Genomic DNA, 19,982 nt, shown 5'->3' on the forward strand with positions numbered 1-19,982 from the left:
TAATGTTGCGAAAGTGCAAATGCGGTGCGAGAATCCTTGCGGTCCGATTCTTGCTTAGATGCCATGCCTCTGCTCGCCTTGCTGTGCCTGTTGTTCCTGCTGCCGCCCGCCTGGGCCGCCGCGCCCGATCCTGCACCGAACTTTGCGCGCCAGGCGGCCTTGCCGCGCTGGGCCGAGCTGGCCAGCGAGATCCCGGCCACCACGCGCACCGACCCGGTGGTGCTGCGCCTGGCCGAAATCCAGGTCGATCTCAGCGGCGAGCCGGTGGTGCTGGTCAACCGCGCCATCCAGGTCAATAGCAGCGCCGCGCTGGCCAGCATCGGCCAGATCGAAATCAACTACGTGCCCGCCTATGAAAAGCTGACCCTGCATCGGGTCAGCATTTTGCGCAATGGCCAGCGCATCGACCATCTGCAGGATGCCAGCCTGCGCCGCCTGCAGCGCGAGGCTGGCTTTGAAACCGGCGTGTACGGCGGCGCCGAATCGGTACAGCTGCTGCTCAACGATGTGCGGGTCGGCGACACGCTCTGGCTCAGCTATTCGATCAGCGGCTTCAATCCGGTGTTCGAGAAGCGCTGGCATGCCTCCTTCGGCTGGGACGGCGACGCGCCGATCGAACTGCGCCGCATCCATGTTGCCTATCCGGCCCAGCGCAAGCTGCAGTGGCAGCTGCTGGGCGAGGGCGGCCCGCAGCCACGCGAGACGGTCGATGGCAAGCTGCGCCATCTGCGCTTCGAAGAGCGCGGCCTGGCCGCCATCGCCGCCGAGCCGTATGTGCCCAGCGATGTGCTGCAGTACCGCATGCTGGTGTTGAGCGAATACGCGAACTGGGGCGAGGTCGCCGCCTGGGCCGCGCGCCTGTTCCCGCCGGCGGCGCGCCACCCGGCCGTTGAGGGCCTGGCGCGCACGCTGGCGCCGCAGGGCAGTCCGGCCGAACGGGCGGCCGCCGCCCTGCACTGGGTGCAACAGGAAGTGCGCTACTTCAGCGTCGCCCTGAGCGAGAATTCGCATCGCCCGCAGGCGCCCGAGCAGGTCCTCAAGCGCCGCTATGGCGACTGCAAGGACAAGAGCTATCTGCTGGTCTCGCTGCTGGGGGCGATGGGCATCGAGGCCGAGCCGCTGCTGGTATCGGCGCGCGCACCGGCCTTGCCGGCCAAGGTGCTGGCCACGCCGATGATCTTCGACCATGCGATCGTGCGCCTGCGCATCGACGGACAGAATCATTTCGTCGATCCGACCCTGCCGCTGCAGCCGGTCGGCCTGGCCAGTCTGCCGCGTGCGCTGCCGGGCGCGGCGGCCCTGCCGGTCAGTGCCAGCGCCTTGCTGCCGATTCCGCCCGAGACGCACAGCGCGCCGCGCATGGAGCTGATCGAGCATCTGCGCCTCACCGGCCTCGACGGCCCCGCCGAACTGGATACGGAGCGGCGTTACCGTGGCGCCTGGGCCGACAATCTGCGCCGCGTGTTCGCGGGCATGAGCGCAGTCGACCGCCGCAACTTCTTCCTCGAGCGTTATGAGAAGACCTATCCGGGCGCCCAGCTGATCGGCGAGCCCGAAGTGGTCGAGGACGGCAAGGAGGACAGCCTCGGTCTGAAAGCGCGCCTGCAGTTGCCGAGCGCCCTGGTCGCCCAGGACGGCGGCGGCTACCGGATTGCGGTCGAAACGCGGGTGCTCGAAGGCGCCATGAATTTCCCCGAGAAGCTGAGCCGCAAACATCCGGTCCAGCTGGCCGAAGCACCGTACGGCGTGCGCTATCGCCTGCAGGTCGACTATCCGGCCGCGGTGGAGATGTGGATGAACAGCGCGCGCCAGGAGATCGACAACCCGAGTTTCAGTGCCGTGCGCGAACTGGTGGCGGCCGACAATCACACGGAACTGGTGTTGGACTTCCGTCTCAAGCAGGCCCAGGCCAGCGCGCCCGCCTTGCCGGCCTTGCATGCCGATGTACAGAAGCTGGCCCGCTTGACTTCGCTGGAATTGACCCTGCCGGCCGGCGCCATCGCCACGGGCAAGGCCCAGGGTCTGCCACCGCGTCTGGTCGACGCCCTCAACACCCATACGCTGGAGCAGGAGGAGAGCAAGGCCCTGAGCGCGGCCCGCTGCAAGGACTGGCTGGCGGCCTGGGCCGCGCGCGGCCTGACGCGCGCCAGCGTCTACCCCGTGTTGAACGCGCTCGAGAAGAAGGTCGAGAGCGGCAAGGCTAATCCGATCGAGCAGCGCTGCCAGGCCCAGGTCTTGTATGCGGTCGGCGACGGCGATGCTGCGCTGCGCCTGGGCGCGCCGCTGACAGGCGTCGCCGAGGCCCTGCCGCTGGCGCGCCAGCTGGCCTGGCTGCGCCTTTATCGCGGCCAGGCGGCCGAGGCTGTGGCCGATCTGGAAAAGGCGGCCGTTGGCCAGTCCGACATGCTGCTCGACGCGGACCGCATTGCCCTTCACCAGCACGCCGGCCTGGCGCTGCCGCCGGCCTTGCTCGAACGCGCGCGCGCCATGCCCGATGGACCGTGGCCGCGCCCGCTGCTGGCAATGCAGATCGGCCTGCTGGACGAAGCGGCTGTGCTGGCCAGGATCGAAGCCATGCGCCCCGTGCTGCGCGCCTTCGCCCGCGCCCAGACCTGGTTCTATCTGGGCCAGCGCCGTTGGCAAGCCCAGGACCTGGTCGGCGCACGCCAGGCTTTCCAGCGTGCGGGCGACGGCAGCCCCGGCAGCGAGCCGCGCGCGACCGACGCCGCCATCGCCATGCGTTATCTGGACGGCGATACCGAGCTGGTGCGCAAGGCCTTCGCCACCGAGGGCAAGGGCGAGCGCAGCGCGGCCTTGAACCAGTTGCGTACTGCGGCCGAGGCCGGCTCTGTGAATGCGCAGATTTCCTATGCCCTGGGCCTGAAGGAGGGCTGGGCCGGCAAGCCCCAGCCGGCCGACGCGCTGCCCTGGCTGGAACGCGCGGCGGCGCAGGGCGAAGCCTATGCGATGTATTTGCTGGGTCTGGCAGCGGCCGATGGCCTGGGCCGCGCCAAGGATGCGCAGGTAGCGCAGCGCTGGTTCGAGCAGGCGGCCGAACTCGGCCAAGCCGACGCGCAGTACCGGCTGGGGCGACTGCTGGAGGCAAAGGCGCCGGCGCAGGCGCTGGCCCTGTACGAACGCGCCGCCGTGCTGGGTCTGGCCACGGCCCAGGCGCGCCTCGGTTATCTGTACGGCGCGGGCAAGCTGGTGCCGAAATCCGATGAGCGCGCCTTCCTGTGGGACAGTTTCGGCGCCGAGCAGGGCGATTCCCAGGCCCTGCACAACCTGGGCTGGCTGTACGAAACCGGGCGCGGCGTCGAGGCGAATCTCGAGCGCGCCTTCGAGATCTATCTGCTGGCGGCCAAGCTGGGCTATACCGATTCCCAGCTCAACGTGGGCAATATGTACCAGCGCGGGCGCGGCGTGGCGCGCAAGCCGGAGGTGGCGCTCGACTGGCTGCGCAAGGCGGCCGAGGGCGGCAGCGTCGAGGCCCTGAACTCGATCGGCTACGCCTATGACGAAGGCCTGGGCGTCAGCAAGGACCATGCGGCCGCCACGCGCTACTACCAGGAGTCGGCGGCGAAAGGCAGTGCCCAGGGCCAGTACAACCTCGGCTACAACTACCGCTACGGCGAGGGCATCCAGCAGGATTTCGCCAAGGCCCTCGAATGGCTGCGCCGCGCCGACGCCCAGAACTTCCGCGATGCGACCCATATGCTGGGCATGATGTACCGCGACGGACTTGGCGTACGCAGCGACATGGGCGCGGCGCGCCGCTATTTTGAACGCGCCGCGGAATTGGGCAATACGCTGGCGCCGAACAAGCTCGGCCTCATGTACCGCGATGGGCTTGGAGGCGAGGTCGACCGTAAGCTGGCCGAGCAGTGGTTCAGAAAAGGCATTGCGCTCGGCGACCACGATGCCAAGAGCAATCTGGCCGCCATGTTTGCGCAGCCGGAATCGAGCCGGGCCGAGAAGATGGATGCCGCACGTCTGTGGCGGGCCGTGCTGCAGGCGAGCGACGTCAGCCCGGATACGCGCGACACGGCCGAGCGTGGCCTGGGCCGCCTGCTGGTGCTGCTGACGCCGGCCGAACAGGCGATCCTGAAGAAAGAAGCTCAGTAAGCGGCGTGCAGCGCGCTCAGCTCGTCTTCGCTGAAGCCGGCCTGGCGGCGCGCGTCCAGATTGAAGGGGCCGCGTAGCTGCGGCGCCTGGTACTGCGCGGCCAGGGCCGGGTAGGCGCTCTCGGGATCGAGGCCACGCAGGCGGCACAGATGGTGGAACCAGCGGTTGCCGATCTCGACGTGGCCGATCTCGTCGCGCAGGATGATGTCGAGAATGGCGGCGGCCTCATGGTCGCCGGCCTGGGCCAGCTTGGCGCGCAGCGGCGGCGTCGCGTCGAGCCCGCGCGCCTCGAGCGTGCGCGGCACCAGGGCCATGCGGCCCAGCACATCGTCGCGCGTGCGTTCGGCCATGTCCCACAGGCCATCATGGGCCGTGAAGTCGCCATACGCATGGCCGAGCGTGGCCAGATGCGCGGCCAGCAGGGCGAAATGCTGAGCTTCCTCGGCGGCCACGCGCAGCCAGTCGTGGTAGTAGGCGGGCGGCATGTCCGGAAAGCGCCAGACAGCATCCAGACCCAGATGAATCGCATTGAATTCGATGTGCGCGAGCGCGTGGATGAGCATCGCGCGCCCGGCCGGCGTCGCCATCGAGCGCCGCCCCACGTCCTGCGGCGGCACCAGCAGCGGCGCAGCGGGCCGGCCCGGCGCGGCGGACGCAAAGCGGGCGCCGGGGTCGAGCCTGAGCGTGGGAGCGGCCGCGGCCAGGGCCGCGACGGCGGCCACTTTGGCCGCGGCCGGTTCGATCAGAAAGCAGGCGCGGGCCTGCGCGCGCAATTCGCCTGCGCTCATTCCCGGACCAGGGCCATGGCGGCCGCAAAGGCCACGAAGATGCCGCCGGTGATACGGTTAAAGGCGCGCATCACGCTGGCTTTTTTCAGATAGGCGGCGAGCTTGTAGCCACTGGCCGCGTACACGAAATACCAGCTGATCTCGACCACCGAGAAGGTGCCGAGCAGGATGGCGAACTGGGGCAGGGTGGGCGCGTCGGCATTCAGGAACTGCGGGAAGAAGGCGGCGGCAAACAGGATCGCCTTGGGATTGCTGGCGGCTACATACACGCCCTGGCGGTAGTGATGGCCGGGGGCGCGCTCGGGCGGCGGTGCGTCGCTTGCTTCTTCCTTGCTGAGAATGCTCTGGATGCCGAGCCAGGCCAGATAGGCCGCACCGAGCAGACGCATGGCCTCGAAAACACTGGGGAAGGCCTGCAGCAGCGCACCCATGCCGGCGGCCGACAGGGCCATCATCGCGATCAGTGAAGTCATGCAGCCGGCCATGGTGGCGATGGCTCCGCCCATGCCGTGGCGTGCGCCCTGGCTCATCACCAGCAGCATATTCGGGCCGGGGGTGCCGGAGATAACGAAGCTCATGGCCAGAAACAGCCACCAGGTATGGGCGCTCATGCTTGCTCACAAAAACAGGTTCAAGCCGATCAGCTTAACATGCCCGTCCGCCCCCTGCCAGGCGCGGCCAATTGCCCGGCGGCCCGATTTGCGTTACCTTGCTGTAATTACAAAATTTCCAGGGGAGGGGACGATGAAAGCGATCATCCGGAATGTGCTGGCCGTTGTGTTTGGTCTGTTGATCGGCGCAACGCTCAATGGCCTGCTGATCAAGCTGGGCCCGCACCTGATTGCGCCGCCAGCGGGCGCCGACGTCACCACGCTCGAGGGCCTGAAGGCCAGCCTGCCGCTGTTCGAGCCGCGCCACTTCCTGTTTCCGTGGCTGGCGCATGCGCTGGGCACGCTGGTGGGCGCGGCGCTGGCGACGGCCGTCGCCGTCGGCGCGCGCAAGCTGCCGCCAGCCATCGTCGGTCTGGCCTTCCTGCTGGGCGGGGCGATGAATGTGGCCATGCTGCCGGCACCGCTGTGGTTCGACTGCGCCGACCTGCTGCTGGCCTATGTGCCGATGGCCTGGCTGGGACGCGCCCTGGCGCTGCGCTTTTTGCCGGCCCCCAGGGTCTGAGGCTGGCCGATCAGGCCGCGCGCAGCGGCCGCCAACAATTTCTGAAACGTCGGACAGTCGCTGTGGCTGGGCGCCGGGCAGCGCGCCGCGTGGCGCAGGCCGCGGCTGACGGCGCTCAGGCGCGCAATCTGGGCATCGATCTCATCGGCCTTGCTGCGCAGGCGCGCGCGGTCGATCTGCTGGGCGCCGCCCGGCAGGATCAGGCTGCGGATCTCATCCAGACTGAAACCGGCCGCCTGGCCGAGCGCGATCAGGGCCAGCTGCTGCAGCACCTCGGGCCCGAAACGGCGCCGCGCGCCACTGCGGCCGAGGGAGACGATCAATCCCTTTTCCTCGTAATAGCGCAGGGTGGAGGCGGGCACACCCGTCTGTTTGGCGACGTCGGCGATGTCCATCAAATAGTCCTTGACCTCAAGTTGACTTGAACTCCTAGAATGACCTGCATCCGATTGTTCGTCAAGGAGATGCAGATGCAAACTTCAATCTGGCTCGGGCAGGCACTGCCCATAGGTATTGGCGCCACGCTGCTGATGGATGGCTGGCTGTGGCTGCTGCAACGCTGCGGTGTGAAGACCCAGAACTTCGCCATGATCGGCCGCTGGGCCGGCCATCTGGCGCAGGGACGCGTACGCCATGCGGCGATCGGCGCCGCACCGCCCGTGTCCGGCGAGCTGGCCCTGGGCTGGGCCGTCCACTACGCCGTTGGCATCGGCTTCGCGCTGCTGTTGCTGCTGTGGCAGGGACCGGCCTGGCTGGCCGCACCGCGCCCGCTGCCAGCCCTGTGCTTCGGCTGGCTCAGCGTGGCCGCGCCGCTGCTGCTGATGCAGCCGGCCATGGGGCTCGGCCTGTTCACACTGACGCCAGCGGCCGCGCTGCGCCAGGCGCTGCGCAGCCTGCTCAATCACACCGTGTTTGGCCTGGGCCTGTATCTGTCGGCCCTGGCCCTTTCCTGAAAGGATGCATCATGAAAAAGATCGCCGTGATTTACCACAGTGGCCATGGCCACACCGCCCATCTGGCCCAGCATGTCGTGCAGGGCGCCGCCAGTGTGGCCGGCAGCGCAGTCGATTTGCTGCGCGCCGAGGACCTGCGCAGCCAGCCCGAGGCCCTGAGCGCCTACGACGGCCTGATCCTCGGCTCGCCCACCTACCTGGGCGGTGTGTCGGGCACCTTCAAACATTTCATGGATGCGACCGGCGGCCTGTGGCGGCGCCAGCAGCTGGTCGGCAAGCTGGCGGCCGGTTTCACCGTGTCCTCGCTGCCGGCTGGCGATAAGCAGTCGACCCTGTTGTCGCTGTTCGTGTTCTGTATGCAGCATGGCATGATGTGGGTCGGAAATCCCTTCCTCCCGGGCCAACATCAGGGCGTGCCGTATGATGAGGCGGTGAACCGGCTCGGTTCGTGGTCGGGGCTGATGGCCCAGGCTGCGCACGGCGCGCCGGCCGAGGCCTTCAGCCCGGGCGATCTGCGCTCAGCCGAAGTGTTTGGCCGCAATTTTTCAGAACAGTTGCAACGGATGAGCGCATGATCCCGAAGAAATTTGAACCCCTGCTGTTTAGCCTGATCCTGTCCGGCATGATGTCGCTGCTGGTGTCCGGTGTGACCACCTGGCGCGTGGGCGGCCTGCATCCGGCCTTTCTGCAGCAATGGCTGCAGGCCTGGCTGACCGCCTGGACGCTGGCCTTTCCCGCCGTGACGGTGCTGGCGCCGGCCACGCGCCGCCTGGTGGCGCTACTGGTGGCTAAGGACGGTCCGGCGCGTTAAGGGCCAGCACCGTATCGCCCGGCTGCGGACGGCAGGCCGCGTCGAGCGGCTGCCAGCCATGGCGGATGACGATGTGCTCGGTCGTATGGCACAGCTCCACGCGGCGCGCCTGGGCCACCTGCTGGCGGGCGAAGGCTTCGATCGCCGTTGGCAGGCTGATGCGCAGGCGCAGGGCCTGCAGGTCCTCGACCGGATGGTCCTGCACATGCACGAGCGGCACAAACTGCGCGGCGAACGCCACCCAGTGGGCCGGGATGCGGACGGTGTCGGGCTGGTAGTCATGCGCGCGCAACCAGGCCTGGGCGCGCTCACGCAGATCGGGTCCCGCGGCAATGCCACCCCAGGCCAGGGCCATCAGCTCGATCAGCCATTGATTGCAGTTCTGGTAGCGCGTGGCAAAGGCGTAGGCATTCGCGCTGTAGTCGCTGGCCAGAGCGCTCAGGGCGCGCGCCTTGTCGCTGGCGGCCTCGGCCAGTGCGCTGCCCGCAGCGCCGGGCAGAAACACCAGGGAGATGTGGGCGCTGCCCGGCTGATCGGCGCCGAGCGCAAAGCCGGCCAGGCCCTGATCGAACAGGCGCGGGCGTGCCTCGTCGCAGGCGTAGTAGAGCTGGCGCACGGCCCAGCTGCCATCGGCCGGGTCGCGCAGCGCGATGCCCGCGTGCGAGTACAGCAGGCCGAAGCGCGACAAGTCCGTGCCCGAGCGCGCGATCAGCGCCAGGTCCGCACCCGCCTGCCTGAGTTCATCTTTAACGGCCGCGGTAAAGCGCAACACGCGGTCCTGCTCGCGCGCGCTGATGTCCTTGCTACGATCGCAGAATGGCGCCGTGCTGGCCTGAGCCCCGGCGCAGACGAGCAGGGCGGCCAGCGCCCAGCGTCTCACAGCGTGACGCGGCGCGATTGCAGTTCGCGGTACCAGTCGTCCTGCAGCGCGAGGAAGAAAGGCTGGCGCGTGTCGGTGTGGGCGAATTCATAGCCATAGGCCTGCTCGCGCACCTGCACGATTGCACCGGTCTGGAGCGGGCGGGCTGCCAGCGCCCGGTTCGGCACATCGAGGAAGAATTCCTGCGTGGCGCCCGCCGCGGCGGCGCGCAAGCTGATGCGCGTGGTATCGGCCTTGGCCGGCGCCTGGGCGATCTGGATCACCTGGTAGTCGCCAGCGGCCACCCGCTTGTTGCCGCTCGAGCTGTTGCTCGACGCGCCAATCGAATCCGACACGCTGCCCGACGAGGCCGAGGCGGCGCTGGAAGCCGACGAGGCGATACTGTCGGCCAGGGCCGGTGCGGCGCAGGCCGCCACGAAAAGCGCCAGACCCAGGTGGCGCGCGAGGGGACGGAGAGTCATATGCATCCTTCAGTCAGCAACAAATAGAGTCCTATTGTACAAGCGCTTGGACCTGCGGAATAAGTCGTCTTCCTCGCGCCATGCTGATCCTTCGATTGGGCACGCATGCCTGCCAGAGGTGCGCACAGCGGTGCAGGGGGGGGGCAGTTTGAAAACAAAAAAGCCGGGAAGTTCCCGGCTTGTTGCAAGCGATGCGCTTGTTTATTTGGAGGCGAGGGCCGGAATCGAACCGGCGTAGACGGCTTTGCAGGCCGTCGCATCACCATAAAAATCAATGACTTAGAGCGCTGCTACCCTTTCGGTCACCAATGTGAATGCCTGCTCCTCAAGCAGTATAGCCTCTTTGTGCAGCGTCATTTTAGGGTGCGTTTCAAAGGAGTCATATGTCTTGATGCAGTGGCTCTTGACTTCGCGTCTTTTTTTCATGCTCTCTGAGAATGAAATGGTGAATGAGATACAATGTTTCTCACCTCCCACGTTGACTTCAAGTTGTCATGGCGTTGGTTCAAAGCGCCTGTCACTTGACGCAATGATTGCAGCTCGAGGGAGCTCCAAGAAGATCTTCCAGATGAGGGATGGATGCCGACGCCGCAAGGCCGTATCCGAGAAGAAATTCCGTACGTTCCAAACCGTGATTCATTGTTTTCAGGTGTGGTCCGGTGAGTTTCGCTAGCACTTGTCTAATTGCCCGAAATGAATCTCAGTTGGCCGGGTTCTCTATGACGTTGGCAATGTGACGGGGAAACCAGCGAAAATCGTAAGTGGTCAAAATCAAGGTGTGTCCGAAAAATGCAATTCATAAAGAATGGACCCGACATTCCCGAAAGACTATTGCAGGCGCATGAAGACGGAAGGGTAGTGTTTTTTTGCGGTGCGGGCATATCTTTTCCTGCGGGACTCCCCGGGTTCGGCGGACTGGTGAGCAAAGTTTACTCGGGCTTAGGTGAGGATCCGAATCTAATCGAGCAAGCTGCCATTAAGGCTGGGCAATTTGATACTGCTATTGGTCAACTGGAAGAGCGGGTTATTGGCGGTCGACACGCAGTACGGGCTCAGTTGGCGGCTACCCTTACGCCAAATTTGGCTGGAGCAGGTGCTACCGCGACACAAGAAGCACTCTTAACGTTGTCCAAACAACGTGAGGGACGTTTTCGATTGATAACCACAAACTTCGATCGCCTGTTCGAAGAGGTGATTAGTTCGAAGAGGCTGTCGATAGCGACTTACGAAGCTCCACTATTACCTGTACCAAAGAATCGCTGGGATGGTTTGGTATACCTGCATGGATTGCTTCCATCAAGCATAACGCCGGGTGCGCTCGACAGACTAGTGGTTTCAAGCGGCGATTTCGGACTGGCATATTTGACCGAAAGGTGGGCGGCGAGGTTTGTGAGCGAACTCTTCAGAAACTTCACCGTGTGTTTTGTCGGTTACAGCATCAACGATCCAGTGCTTCGGTACATGATGGACGCTTTGGCTGCGGACCGCCTCTTAGGAGAGTCGTCGCCTGAAATGTTCGCGTTTGGGGGCTCAACGAAAGGGCAAGAGGAAGCTAGGGCCAATGAGTGGCGAGCTAAGAACGTCACGCCAATCTTGTATTGGGAAGCCAGGAATCACAGCATATTGCATAAGACGTTGCAAAGTTGGGCCGAAGTTTATCGAGACGGGGTGCTTGGTAAAGAACGAATTGTTATGCAATACGCTGCCACCAGGCCGGTAGCAAGTACCAAACAAGATGACTACGTTGGGCGAATGCTGTGGGCACTCTGCGACAAACGCGCTCTACCTGCAAAGCGCTTCGCCGAACATGATCCTTTGCCGTCTCTTGACTGGCTCGATCCATTAACGGAGCTTCGATTCAAGCATCGAGACCTTCCTCGTTTCGGTGTCGCGCCGGATGCAAATGAGGACAACTCCCTCGAATTCAGTGTCGTTCGGAGACCATCGCCATATGCGCGTTCGCCGTTGATGGCGCTGGTCGGGAATGGGTATCCGTCAAGCCAGTGGGATCACGTGATGCATGAGTTGGCACGATGGCTGACGCGACATGTGCATGATCCAGCGCTGATACTTTGGATCGTGAAGCAGGGCGGTCACGTTCAACATGAATTTGCTTGGATGATCTCCCGCGCAATAGTGGAGAATTCCCCGCCGAAAGTAATGAAGACTCTTTGGGGCATTCTTCTGTCGAACAAGATTAAATCGGCCCATTCCAAATACGATCTTTACGAGTGGAAGACGAGATTCCTCCGTGACGGGATGACACCAGTGATGCGCATGGAATTGCGTGACATTCTGAATCCACGTGTCTCTTTACGTGAGCCGTTTCGAATGTGGGATGAGGATGATGGTGAACGATCAACTAATGAAACTCGCATCAAAGAAATTGTTAATTGGGAGATCGTTGTTGGCGCTGACCACGTGCATTCTGCTTTGGAGCATGTGCGCCAGACGCCGCAGTGGTTTGATTCATTGCCGGATCTTTTGTTAGATGCCACGACACTGCTACGTGACGCAATGGATCTCATGCGCGAGCTAGGCGGTGCGGATGATTTGAATGATCTTTCATATATCTATCAGCCGTCAATCAGCAGTCACGCTCAAAATCGTGACTTCCATGACTGGACAGCGCTGATCGAACTGGTTCGAGACGCGTGGCTAGAAACTGTGAAGCGATCGCCAAATCGCGCGCGCGTGGCCGTAACTGGGTGGGAAGAGATTCGATATCCGGTATTTCGTCGCCTGGCTTTATTTGCCGCAGCGAACGCTCACGTGTTTGCTCCTAACGACGCCCTTGAAGTCTTGATCAGTGATCGAACTTGGTGGTTGTGGTCTATTGAAACTCAGCGAGAGGCCCTGCGTTTATTGGTTTCGCTTTCTCCAAGATTGGACCCACACGCATTCTCAAAATTGGAAAATGCAATTCTACAAGGGCCCCCGCGTGAGATGTTTAGAGAAGACGTTGAACCAGAGCGCCTACAGAAAACGTGTGATCACATGATCTGGCTCCGTCTCGCGAAAGCACAACAGGCCGGTGGGCGTTTGTCAGACCGAGCGCTTACCCGGCTTCAGGCTGTGGCGGTTCAATTTCCCGGCCTGCAGTTACAGGCAGACGAACGCGACGAGTTTTCCTCTTGGATGGACAGCGGTAACGAGTTAAGGACGTTTGTTGTCGCACCCAAGACAAGAAGGGAACTGGTTGAATGGTTGCAGATTGAGGTCACGGATCAATGGCAAGAAGATGATTGGCGCGAACGGTGTCGCGATCATTTCGGTGCGGCATCGACAGCTCTAATACGGCTGTCCCAAGATGGGAAGTGGCCGATTGACAGATGGCGGCAAGCCCTACAGGCATGGGCCGAAAGTTCCTTGTTGAGTCGCTCGTGGCGCGTTGTCGCTATGGTCTTGGAGGGTGCCCCGGATCAAGTCCTCCAATCGCTGGCGCACCCTTTGGCTTGGTGGCTTCGGTCGCAGGCAAAGTCATTTGTCGGACATGACGCCACCTTCTTGAGGTTGGTGGCCCGTCTTGTCATGAATAGCAAGGCCGATAAATATGAGCCAGACGATGACCCTGTTAATCGCGCCATAAATCATCCAATTGGACAGAGTGTCGAGGCGGTCCTGCATTGGTGGTATAGGCAAATACTTGAGGATGATCAAGGTTTATCGAGGGAGATCAAACCACTGCTTACCGATTTGTGTGATTTGCGAGTATCAGTGTTCGCGCTTGGTCGCACAATTCTTGCTGCCCACTTGGTTTCGCTTTTTCGCGTCGATCCTGACTGGGCCAAAATGGAGCTTATCCCCGTATTTGACTGGGCGAGGTCTCCAGAAGACGCCCGGTGTGTTTGGGAAGGTTTTCTCTGGTCGCCTCGGTTATACGTTCCACTCCTTGAAGCGCTTAAGGAGCCCTTGTTAGATACCGCGAACCATTACGACCAGCTTGGCAAGCACCATGGGCAATACGCTGCCTTTTTGACCTACGCGGCTCTGGAAACGGAGTCTCCATTTTCGAAAACTGAGCTGAAGAAAGCTACGCATTCATTGCCGAGTGCTGGACTGGAGGAAGCGGCGCAAGCCTTGATTCGTGCGCTCGATGGTGCGGGAGAGCAGCGGTCCGAATACTGGGAAAACCGTATCCAGCCCTACCTTAAAGCGGTTTGGCCCAAGTCCCGGGCGTCGGTCACAAAAAGCATTTCGGAAAGTTTTGCCCGCTTGGCCGTGGCCACGAATCAGATGTTCCCGGAAGCGTTCGATGCCTTGAAGCATTGGCTAGGCCCCATTGAACATCCGGATTATGTTGTCAACCTACTCAGTGAAGCCGAGATTTGCAGAAAATTTCCCGATGCCGCTCTTGAATTCCTAGCGCTGGTGATCGAGTCTACGACTCAATGGCCGCCGTCACAGTTAGCCGCTTGCTTACGTCAGATTCGTGAAGCACTGCCGGGTTCTGCAACTCACAGTCGATTCATTAGATTGGCTGAATACGTAAGGCGATTTGCGCCAGATGACATTTGATTATGTTGGCCCTTTGATTTTGGACTCGCGTAATCATCAGTTCCGGTCGGTCTTCAATTGAACCGTGAATTCGGCTGATCATAAGAAGCAGTTCAGGCACGCTTGGGGCGCTTGCGCCTTACCAATAATTGAGTAGGTGACTTGAATGACCATCGCGCGCTACAGAGAATTTCATCGGCAATTGAAAGTCACCCCTTTGAAGGGGCGATTCATGCCTTACCGTTGGAGTACGCTTGGGAATGAGTTGACGATTGTTTGGTTCCCCTACAGCGAAATGCTGCTCGACTATTCGAACGAGCTTGCCAACGCCATCAATGCAATGACCAATTACACGCATGAGCTTGCAGCATGGCGAGACGTCATAGTCGGGTTGAATGACCAACAGCTCATGGATGTAACACATAAATTTGTCGACCCAATTGCGACATTGGTGCTCAATCTTCCGTATGCCATCAGGTCGCGGTTCATATTTGCCGCTGCCCACCTCTGTCATCAAGCGAATCGTCTCAAGTACAAATCTGAATGGCGCGATGATCTGCCTCCTGACGACCTGATCTATGCTGAAATTGCGGATGCCGTCGGACGACCTTGGCCGAGCTATCGTCCGTTTAAGCGGGCATGGGAGAGATTTGGGAGCAGAAAGTTTCAAACGGCGACTGGGAACTTCAGGAATTCATTTCACCACCAGTTTCCGCCACGTTTTGAAATTGGATACACACGGAGCGTCAGTAGAAAGAAAACATCCGCTGCTGGCCAGACGATTTATGGCTTTGGCGGAATGCCGCCGCTGGCTTTGGCGCACATCGTGCCGCTGCTCGAAAAGGAATGCGATCACGCATACGTACTGTTCGAGAGGTTCCAAACACTTGTGGAGGAGCAAACTAGGCTGATCAACGCCGCTGTTGCACTCGATCCGCTCATTCGCAAGGCTGGCTAGGGAGAAGTGGTGAAAAAGTTCGAAAGCTTTAATCATGTGCCGGCCGAGACGAGGCGGGTATTACGCGAGCGATTCTCGCGAAGCCTTTTCACAAGAGGCTTCAAGCAGCACTTCCCACCAGAGCAGGTCTTCTTGAAAGACGAGGATGTTTTGAACGCATTGTTGGAGTGGGAGCAAATGCGCTTCAATACAACTCAACGTTTGCAGTGCGAAATTGACAAATTCGAGACAACCGAAGGAAAGGCCCTCTCCATTAGCGAGCTGACAGAGGCCGGCTGGATTGCGCTGGGTTGGCAAAAGGTCGGAGTACTCAGTGGGGTGCGCGAGAGAGTGCGGCGTGGCGATGTTCCACGTGAGCTTAAACCCGTCGCGAAGTGGCTGGAAAGCTATGGTCATGAGGAATTCGTCTACAGAGGTCAGGAAGATGGAAAAATTGCCGATGCAGCAGAGGACAGGCGGCGCATGCTCGCGAACCGATCACAGGCATTCTTACCAAGCGAGTCGCCGGTGTGGGTGGCGGCGCGCAGTTGGGAAAGAATGTTGGTCCAGAGCGGTGAGAATCCGCTTCAACGTTGGATCAAGGGCTACGATCTCCTAGCCTGTCCTGAGCTTGTGCCTTCTGCTCAATGGCGAGGGAAAGCCTATGACGCCTTCATTGGGGCGGCATTCGACGTCTTAGAAAACCAATGTTCCTTCGAGTCATGGCATGAGTACCGGGTCCATGCTGTCTCGCGAATGGCGCATGCGCATTCTCAGCTGACGGTCAATATCGAGAGTCAAATACCGGACATTCCGGCCTCGCGCCTCGATCGCGCTTACTGGTTTAGTAGCCCACTTATCCAACGGCTCGAAATGGACGATCACGGAACTTGGTATTTGCTCGGTCATGTCGTCAGGCTGTTATTTGACGAGATCGACCACGCAGACGATAGCCAGGCCCCACATCCTATTTTCATTCGGATGCTTCGCGCGGCCGAAGATCGCCCTGTGCTCTTTTCAAAACTGGTGAGGGCGGCAGGTAGCCGACCGCATCTCGTCGTTGAATTGCTCCTGCAACCCGAGTGCGCGCCGTTGGCCTGTTCCCTTGTGGCGGACTGGATGCTGTACACGGGTGCGTGGGAGAGAGACATGATGGAGGCCGATAACCAGGCGTCCCGACATCGATCCTTCAGTGATGCGGTCGAAATTTTGGGTTTGCACGTACGCCGGCAGCAGGTGCCGCCTGCGGAAATCGCGGCACTTCTGCACCGTCTTCGCATGCTGACAGAACGTTGGGACGGGCGACGCATGGGGGCAGTTGAAGCGATGCGACTTCTACTGGTGGATGAGATTCGCAGTTGGGAACGTGGCCTACTCAAAGACGTCTATCAGTCATTGATAGGCGGCGCATACGAATTGGGACTTGGTCTTCCGGCCTTCCTGGCTGCATTGGACGTGGTCGAGGTGGGAAAGCTGATCGAGGAAGTGGACGGCACTTTACTTGTCAATGCCTACATTGCCTCTGTGTCGAGTCAGAAGTTTGGACATACGGCCAACCGGCTCACGGCGCCCATGGCGAACTTGCTCTTTAAGATGGCCGAAAAAGGCGGAGAGGCTCACCTACGTATGTGCTTGGACCCGGTCGACGTGCCATCGGTCCTCGCCAAAATTGATGAGGAAAATGAATTCACGGTGCGAAACGACTTGGCCCGCGCCGTTCGTAGTCATATTCGTGCGTTGGCACGCGCAATATTGGAGCGGCGCGGCTCGGATTCAGGGCACTTGGTTGAAGCCTTGGGCAGGGCACTGTTTCGCGGCGCGATTGCAAACGCCGAGCGAGGGCGTGTGCACGCCTTTGCTCTCGACTTTGAAATTGACAGGGCTGGCACCGTTCATGAGCCCGGTATTGCTGGCGACTTGGGACGAGCTTTAGGGGTTTTGGACGATCGGACGGCGAGGCAACTATTGAGCGAAATCCTGGAATCTGATGAGCCTGGGTTCCTCGCACAGGTTAAGGCGGTGGCGCCACGGGCAATGCGTGCCAGTCTTGACGCCCGAATTCTCGCGTTGACCCCCGAACGGGCGGCGCAGGTTTACTTTCCTGCGGAACTCCAGAGGATCGAATCGCTGCTCAATGCCGGACTCAATGGTGCAGCCGCGACGTTCCTTGCTATGGAGCTCCCCACGCCAAGAAGATTGCCTTCCGAATTCTGGATCACGCACTTCCGGCAATCACTCCGTCTGGCCTTAGCCACGCAAGATTGGGATACGATTGACGAAGCCGAAGTGCCTGATGGGCTAGGGCATTTTGATGCGGAGGTCGCCCGCGATGCAATTTCATTTTATCGCGCGACGTCGCAACTGCTTCGTGAAAATGGAAACCTCGAAGTTGGCGAGCAACTGTTCGACGTCCTTTGCCGAAAACATCCCAATTCACCTGAGTATGCTTTTAATCGATTTGCATTGAAGATCCAGCGTTTGCTGAACAAAGACGTGTTTCAGATTTTGAATGAAGAGGAACGCTGGAAAGCCGATGAATTGCTCCTCGAAGCAAAAGAGATTGAAAGGACATTTAGAAACGAGCCGTCGCTTGGCGACACGTTCCAACTCAACATGGGCTTGTTACTGCTGGCTTCCGGGCATCCCTCTGAAGCTGTAGAGACTTTGCAACAAACCAAGGCTGAAGCGAGAACGGAAAAGGTTTCCGCAGTGTTGGCGGTGGCGCTTTGTCGAAGCGGGCGGGGTGTTGCAGCGGCAGGTGAACTCGATAGTGCTGAAGCAGAGTTCGGACAGACGGAGCTGCTGCAGAAGGTGCGTGGGTATTTGAATACCGGCACGGGTGTTCGAATCGGGCTAGAGATCAGTGAAACATCAGAGCCGATTCGCGATATTCGAAGCGCACTATGGAGTTTACAATCGATGGACCCCATTCGCCAGGCCGAGGCGTGGAGTTCAGTCGGATTTCTTGACTTCATTGTTGAGCATGTTCGAAACGCGGCTGCCAGCATAAACTCACTTGTTCCTGCCATGCGCGGAATAGAATTTGATACCTGCGAGGATGACCTCAATATGCTTCTGCGCGAATTGCTTGCGTCGCGATTGGCTTTCTTGAATTGGAGCGTGTCGGACCAATCAATGGGCGGCTATAGCGGTAGTGAGAATCCGGGTAGGCGGGACATCGTCCTCAAAAAGGGCACAAATGAGTTTGTCATCGGCGAAGCTTTGATCTGTTCCAGGCCCGCGTCAACGGAGTGGACGAAGAAGGATCTCGCTATGCACTTCGCGAAACTCTTTGCCTATGGTTCCTGCAAATTCATGGTGCATTTGACGTATTCCCGCCTTTCGTGGAATGGCGCGATTCTCGATGAATTGAAGAAAATCGCAAGCGAAGTCACGGTTGGCGGATGGATTCTCGAAAAGTTGGACGTTCACCCACCGATAGACTCTCGGCCGCCTGGTCTGACTGCGCACTACGGAAATGGCATCGACCAAGTTCGGGTCGTCTTCTTGGTTCTCGATATCAGGCAACAACAACAGCGTACAGCGGCAAAGGCTGCGGCACAGCGAAACCCTAGAGGCGTGAAGAAGCACAAACGAAAGGTCGGCGTCGTTGCTAGAAGCGAGAGTTAACTGATTGTTCTTCGGGCAAACCTGCAGGCGCTACGCTGCTACGTTTGGCGTGGTGGAAGGCCATACTCTTGCCGTCCTCAAAACGGAATGCGTGGAGTGGGCGCTGGCGGTGATCGGATGATCACGACTCACAGCCTCGTCACGAAATAGCGCGTCTCGTCCTCTTCTGGTGAATAGCACTCGATTTTGCCGCACTCGTGCAGCAAGGACAAGGCAGTGACAACTCGATCGGCCGTAAGCGTCGGGCTCCAGCATTCATTCTCTCCTTGCAGCAACGAACTAATGCCGGCATCGTCGATACTCAAGCGCATGCGCCCACTGTCGTCGGTCGAACGCGATGCGGCGACACCGAGATGCTGTGATACCAACCACGTTTCGATCAATCGCTGCAAGAATGTCTGCAGCGATTCGCCACCGTGTGCACGTAAGGTCGTCGCCCACCACTGCAGTGGCAAGCGCTGATAAGAAGCGTTAATCACGTACGGCGCCAAAGTCGGAGAGCGCAAGAAGTGTTCGGTGTGAACGGCGACGAGTATCAGTAGATCAAGTGCCGAAACGACGACCTCATCGTCCAGGGTCAACCCCCGGGCCGCTTTGACGAGCTCGACCGCAGCGCCCACGACATTGCATTCTGGATGGGTCCAGCCGTGTGAAAAAAGCGCTTCGGAGGTGTCGCCCATGGCCGCGAAGTACGTGAGGCGTCCGGCTAGTACGGTCTCGACATTCCAGTCAGGGCGTACTTGGCGTACTGCTTCGGTCATCCGGGAGGCGTATTGCGATGTCGTGTGCATGTCCTCTTGCCAAATGCAACGTTCCATCCAGCCGAACAAAACCTCTAAAGCCAAACGTTGTGCCTGGCGCAGTTGCAGCGCTTTCCAGCGCCATCGGGCATCTTCCACCGCACGGGGCAATGGAGGCAAGTCTCCCATTGTCATCGAAAGACGGATTTCGTGAGCCGAAAGTGGCTCGCGGCTGTGCTCCAAAACTGACAAGATCAAGTCAATCGTCGCGACGCGTGTCTGCTCACGTGAACCCGAGTCGTTGCTCGGATAGAAACGACTGAAGAATTCCATTTGCTCTTTGGACGACGGCTTTTCCAAATGCCAAGCGGACGCAAACGCGACGACCTCATCCGTCGGGAGCGTGAAATGGTCCGGCGAACGCAAGAATTCATATTGGCTCTCCGTGAGTTTCTTGCGCAGGCGTTCGTCGAAGGCCTTCGCCAACCGTTCTCCAACCTTGGTTACCAAAAAGGCTTTTGGGACTGCCGGATGGGGGTAAGCAAAATGATATCCGCCGTCACCTTTGAGACCAGGTCCGTAATTGACGGCTTCAATCAGCGTGTTTCTGCTCTGGCGCCCTAGATCTTCGAAACGCAGCGTCGTCTTCTTGCGCGTTTCGATTCGCTGCTGTGCGCCCGCGATACCCGTCAGGGGAATGCCAGCAAACCGGTGGCTGAGTACGAAAAGAGCTTCGATTTTTTCGCGAAACTTTAGGTACTGCCTGGCCTCCAAGTGTGAATTGCGCTCTTTCTGATAATCCTCGTAGGCCCATATCGTCCACGTCAACAAGGAAAACGGCCGGATGCGATTTGCCACGTTATTCAGGCCGGGTAATAGTTGATCCATCATCTGGAGATTGATGGCGCGAAGTCCGAGGTAATCGACGCCACCAGATTCATCTTTGTGTGGCGGCAGAAAGAAGGGTGATTCGATGATGGAATTCAT

14 protein-coding genes are annotated in these 19,982 nt (G+C 60.3%); 8 read left to right on the forward strand and 6 right to left on the reverse strand.

From position 1 onward, the window contains the following. The first annotated feature begins 63 nt into the window (after positions 1-63). Positions 64-4,125 (forward strand): DUF3857 domain-containing protein, encoded by a 4,062-nt coding sequence (locus LZ005_RS05660; RefSeq protein WP_237805573.1) that lies wholly within the window; start codon positions 64-66, stop codon positions 4,123-4,125. Here the strand turns inward: LZ005_RS05660 and LZ005_RS05665 are convergent. Both LZ005_RS05665 and LZ005_RS05670 read right to left on the reverse strand, forming a co-directional pair. Further along, positions 4,119-4,913, reverse strand: coding sequence for a ferritin-like domain-containing protein (locus LZ005_RS05665; protein WP_237805575.1), 795 nt, complete (start codon positions 4,911-4,913; stop codon positions 4,119-4,121). The genes LZ005_RS05660 and LZ005_RS05665 overlap by 7 nt on opposite strands. Beyond that, entirely contained in the window at positions 4,910-5,524 is a 615-nt protein-coding gene (locus LZ005_RS05670) for a LysE family translocator (RefSeq protein ID WP_237805577.1), read from the reverse strand. The genes LZ005_RS05665 and LZ005_RS05670 overlap by 4 nt, the downstream gene beginning before the upstream one ends. Before the next feature lie 133 nt (positions 5,525-5,657). On the opposite strand from LZ005_RS05670, the gene LZ005_RS05675 reads away from it, so the two are divergent. Beyond that, positions 5,658-6,086, forward strand: coding sequence for a hypothetical protein (locus LZ005_RS05675; RefSeq protein WP_237805579.1), 429 nt, complete (start codon positions 5,658-5,660; stop codon positions 6,084-6,086). Here the strand turns inward: LZ005_RS05675 and LZ005_RS05680 are convergent. Next, positions 6,020-6,481 (reverse strand): helix-turn-helix domain-containing protein, encoded by a 462-nt coding sequence (locus tag LZ005_RS05680; protein ID WP_237805581.1) that lies wholly within the window; start codon positions 6,479-6,481, stop codon positions 6,020-6,022. The two genes, LZ005_RS05675 and LZ005_RS05680, sit on opposite strands and share 67 nt — an antisense overlap. A gap of 75 nt (positions 6,482-6,556) precedes the next feature. Here LZ005_RS05680 and LZ005_RS05685 point away from each other — a divergent pair, with 75 nt between their 5' ends. Genes LZ005_RS05685 through LZ005_RS05695 form a run of 3 tightly spaced genes read left to right on the forward strand, consistent with a single transcriptional unit; the run spans position 6,557 to position 7,850 of the window. Next, positions 6,557-7,039, forward strand: a complete 483-nt coding sequence (locus LZ005_RS05685; protein WP_237805583.1) for a DUF2938 family protein — start codon at positions 6,557-6,559, stop codon at positions 7,037-7,039. An 11-nt stretch (positions 7,040-7,050) separates the two neighbouring features. Next, on the forward strand, positions 7,051-7,614 hold the full coding sequence (locus LZ005_RS05690; protein WP_237805585.1) for a flavodoxin family protein: 564 nt from the start codon (positions 7,051-7,053) through the stop codon (positions 7,612-7,614). Next, positions 7,611-7,850 carry a DUF2798 domain-containing protein gene (locus LZ005_RS05695; RefSeq protein ID WP_237805587.1) on the forward strand — a complete coding sequence of 80 codons (240 nt, stop codon included), beginning with the start codon at positions 7,611-7,613 and terminating at the stop codon, positions 7,848-7,850. Before LZ005_RS05690 ends, LZ005_RS05695 begins: the two co-directional genes overlap by 4 nt. Here LZ005_RS05695 and LZ005_RS05700 read toward each other — a convergent pair. Together LZ005_RS05700 and LZ005_RS05705 are read right to left on the reverse strand one after the other, a co-directional pair. Next, complete coding sequence (locus LZ005_RS05700) at positions 7,828-8,730, reverse strand: DUF2145 domain-containing protein (protein WP_237805589.1); 903 nt, start codon at positions 8,728-8,730, stop codon at positions 7,828-7,830. The genes LZ005_RS05695 and LZ005_RS05700 overlap by 23 nt on opposite strands. Next, positions 8,727-9,191, reverse strand: coding sequence for a hypothetical protein (locus tag LZ005_RS05705; protein ID WP_237805591.1), 465 nt, complete (start codon positions 9,189-9,191; stop codon positions 8,727-8,729). Before LZ005_RS05705 ends, LZ005_RS05700 begins: the two co-directional genes overlap by 4 nt. Before the next feature lie 789 nt (positions 9,192-9,980). Between LZ005_RS05705 and dsr1 the strand changes: the two genes are divergently transcribed. The 3 genes from dsr1 (at position 9,981) to LZ005_RS05720 (ending at position 18,255) form a co-directional block, all read left to right on the forward strand. Beyond that, the gene (dsr1, locus tag LZ005_RS05710; protein WP_269106532.1) at positions 9,981-13,709 is read left to right on the forward strand and encodes an anti-phage defense-associated sirtuin Dsr1; all 3,729 of its coding nucleotides are present in this window, start codon (positions 9,981-9,983) and stop codon (positions 13,707-13,709) included. 145 nt (positions 13,710-13,854) lie between these two features. Further along, entirely contained in the window at positions 13,855-14,646 is a 792-nt protein-coding gene (locus LZ005_RS05715) for a hypothetical protein (protein ID WP_237805595.1), read from the forward strand. A gap of 9 nt (positions 14,647-14,655) precedes the next feature. Continuing rightward, a complete protein-coding gene (locus LZ005_RS05720) occupies positions 14,656-18,255 on the forward strand; it encodes a hypothetical protein (protein WP_237805597.1) in 3,600 nt (1,199 codons plus the stop codon). A 128-nt stretch (positions 18,256-18,383) separates the two neighbouring features. Here the strand turns inward: LZ005_RS05720 and LZ005_RS05725 are convergent, their stop codons facing one another. After that, positions 18,384-19,982, reverse strand: a complete 1,599-nt coding sequence (locus tag LZ005_RS05725) for a hypothetical protein (RefSeq protein WP_237805599.1) — start codon at positions 19,980-19,982, stop codon at positions 18,384-18,386.

The organism is Massilia sp. TS11 (genome assembly GCF_022012445.1).
Classification (GTDB): domain Bacteria; phylum Pseudomonadota; class Gammaproteobacteria; order Burkholderiales; family Burkholderiaceae_D; genus Telluria.

Excerpts from the sequence above, each read along its gene's own strand:
- LZ005_RS05660 (WP_237805573.1), top strand. The coding sequence starts at position 64 with ATGCCTCTGCTCGCCTTGCTGTGCCTGTTGTTCCTGCTGCCGCCCGCC.
- LZ005_RS05665 (WP_237805575.1), bottom strand. The coding sequence starts at position 4,913 with ATGAGCGCAGGCGAATTGCGCGCGCAGGCCCGCGCCTGCTTTCTGATC.
- LZ005_RS05670 (WP_237805577.1), bottom strand. The coding sequence starts at position 5,524 with ATGAGCGCCCATACCTGGTGGCTGTTTCTGGCCATGAGCTTCGTTATC.
- LZ005_RS05675 (WP_237805579.1), top strand. The coding sequence starts at position 5,658 with ATGAAAGCGATCATCCGGAATGTGCTGGCCGTTGTGTTTGGTCTGTTG.
- LZ005_RS05680 (WP_237805581.1), bottom strand. The coding sequence starts at position 6,481 with ATGGACATCGCCGACGTCGCCAAACAGACGGGTGTGCCCGCCTCCACC.
- LZ005_RS05685 (WP_237805583.1), top strand. The coding sequence starts at position 6,557 with ATGCAAACTTCAATCTGGCTCGGGCAGGCACTGCCCATAGGTATTGGC.
- LZ005_RS05690 (WP_237805585.1), top strand. The coding sequence starts at position 7,051 with ATGAAAAAGATCGCCGTGATTTACCACAGTGGCCATGGCCACACCGCC.
- LZ005_RS05695 (WP_237805587.1), top strand. The coding sequence starts at position 7,611 with ATGATCCCGAAGAAATTTGAACCCCTGCTGTTTAGCCTGATCCTGTCC.
- LZ005_RS05705 (WP_237805591.1), bottom strand. The coding sequence starts at position 9,191 with ATGACTCTCCGTCCCCTCGCGCGCCACCTGGGTCTGGCGCTTTTCGTG.
- dsr1 (WP_269106532.1), top strand. The coding sequence starts at position 9,981 with ATGCAATTCATAAAGAATGGACCCGACATTCCCGAAAGACTATTGCAG.
- LZ005_RS05715 (WP_237805595.1), top strand. The coding sequence starts at position 13,855 with ATGACCATCGCGCGCTACAGAGAATTTCATCGGCAATTGAAAGTCACC.
- LZ005_RS05725 (WP_237805599.1), bottom strand. The coding sequence starts at position 19,982 with ATGAATTCCATCATCGAATCACCCTTCTTTCTGCCGCCACACAAAGAT.